Here is a 2,172-nt window from a genome sequence, read left to right on the forward strand (position 1 = left end):
GGTGCGCCACGAAGTACTACGGATTCGTGTGGAGATGGAAGGGCTCCACCGCCTGGCCGTCGCAGCGGTCGGGTGAAGCTGGAGGCAGTCTGATCCGGGGATCGCCGGGGAGGGCGGAAGCAGCCTCGACAACGTCGGGACGGGTCGGTACTGCCAGACGGTCCGGGTCCGGCTAGCAAGGTCAGAAGGCGGAACGCGAGTGAACCAGTGGTCGAAGCTCCGTAACGGTGCCTCCGGCTCCAACCTGGCGGATGTGGGCCGGATTGCAGTGCGTGACCCGAGTCCAGTAGGCGGGTCAACTCCGAAGCCGGTTCGATTAGACGGTGAGGAGGCCACGTTGAAAGCCTGCGGCGTAGGCGTGGTGATGCTGCCGGGGTATAGCTGGCCGCCGACCTGGCCGAACGATTCGTGGTGAACGTGGGAACCACCCACGGTCGCCCTCCCGCCGGGCCTCCAGTCCGGTGGCGGGCAGGCCCGATGCCGGCTGATGGCCGTGGGTGGGGCGGAGGCCCTGTAGTAGTCCGAGCGCGCGAGAGGCGCGTACATGGCGAAGAGGGCCAGCAAGTCTGCAGCAAGGATGCTGGAATGCCAGGAGGGCGTTGGTGAATACCGACGAGCTGGAGTGGGCCTTGATGAAGGCCGAGCGCCGGGTACTGGAGATCCAGACCAAGCTGCACCGTTGGGCCGTGGAAGATCCTCATCGGCGGTTCGACGACCTGATGAACCTCGTGGTCGACCCCGCGTTCCTGCTCATCGCGTGGGACCGGGTTCGCAGTAACAAGGGCGCGAAGACCGCAGGGGTGGACGGCCATACGGCCTCGTCCATCGCGCTGCGGCCGGGGGTCGAGGTGTTCCTCGATGCACTGCGGGCCTCGCTGAAGGACCGCAGTTTCCGGCCGTTGCCGTCGCGGGAGCGGCTGATCCCGAAGCCGGGCACGGCCAAACGTCGCCGCCTGGGGATCAGTTCAGTCCGTGACCGGGTGGTCCAGGCGTCCCTGAAACTGGTGCTGGAGCCGATTTTCGAGGCGGATTTCCTCCCGTGTTCCTACGGGTTCCGCCCCAACCATCGGGTCCATGACGCGGTGGCCGAGGTGCGGCACCTGACGTCCCACTCCTATGAGTGGATCGTTGAGGGCGACATTCGGTCCTGTTTTGACGAGATCTCGCATCCGGACTTGCTCGACCGGGTGCGGCTTCGGATCGGTGACAGACGCGTCCTGGCGCTGGTGAAGGCGTTCTTGAAGGCGGGCATCCTCACCGAGGACGGTCTGCTGAAGGACACCGACACCGGTACTCCACAGGGATCAATCCTCTCCCCGTTGCTCAGCAATGTGGCCCTCTCCGTCCTGGACGAGCACTTCGCCCAGGCTCCGGGAGGACCGGTGTCTAAGCCCTGGGAGCGGTCGAAGCGCCGCCGCCTCGGTCTGCCGAATCATCGGCTGGTCCGGTTCGCGGACGACTGGGTGCTGGCGGTCGCGGGCACCAGGCAGGATGCCGAGGAACTCCGGGAAGAGGCCGCGCAGGTGCTGTCCCGCATGGGACTGCGCCTGTCGGAGGAGAAGACCCTGATCACGCACATCGACGAGGGCGTGGACTTCTTGGGCTGGCGCATCCAGCGTCACCGCAAGCGGGGCACGAACCGGTCCTACGTCTATACCTACCCGTCCAGGAAGGCGCTCCGCGCCGTCATGGCGAAGGTCAAGGCGCTGTGCCGACAGGTCGACACGAACCATCCGCTGGACATCCTCCTGCTCCGGATCAATCCGTTGCTGCGGGGATGGACCGCATTCTTCCGCCCCGGGGTGTCGAGCGTGACCTTCCAGTTCCTGGACGCCTATGTCTGGCGCCGGGTGATCGGCTGGATTCGCCGCAAGCACCGCCGGATTTCACGGAAGGAGCTCCGCCGACGTTACTGCGACGGCGGATGGTGGCCCAGAGGCCAGGAGCGGGAACTGTTCCACACCGGGTTGGTACGCACGACTCGGTACCGATACCGGGGATCAGTGATCCCCTCGCCCTGGCCACTGACAGCGGCATGACGACCGGACGACGGCCCTAACGGGACTCTGCAGAGAGCCCGTTGCGGGGACGACTCGCACGGCGGGTTCGGGAGGCGGTCCGGGGAAACGGGCTGGTCGCAAGGCCAGCGCCGCGCCCCGGGCCGACCTTACA

1 protein-coding gene is annotated in these 2,172 nt (G+C 66.5%); it reads left to right on the forward strand.

From position 1 onward, the window contains the following. Positions 1-497 precede the first annotated feature (497 nt). Complete coding sequence (gene ltrA / locus ACIBJF_RS53080; protein WP_399185065.1) at positions 498-2,039, forward strand: group II intron reverse transcriptase/maturase; 1,542 nt, start codon at positions 498-500, stop codon at positions 2,037-2,039. Positions 2,040-2,172: the final 133 nt, after the last annotated feature.

Origin of the sequence: Streptomyces sp. NPDC050743 (genome assembly GCF_044456925.1) — a bacterium.
Taxonomy (GTDB): Bacteria; Actinomycetota; Actinomycetes; order Streptomycetales; family Streptomycetaceae; genus Streptomyces.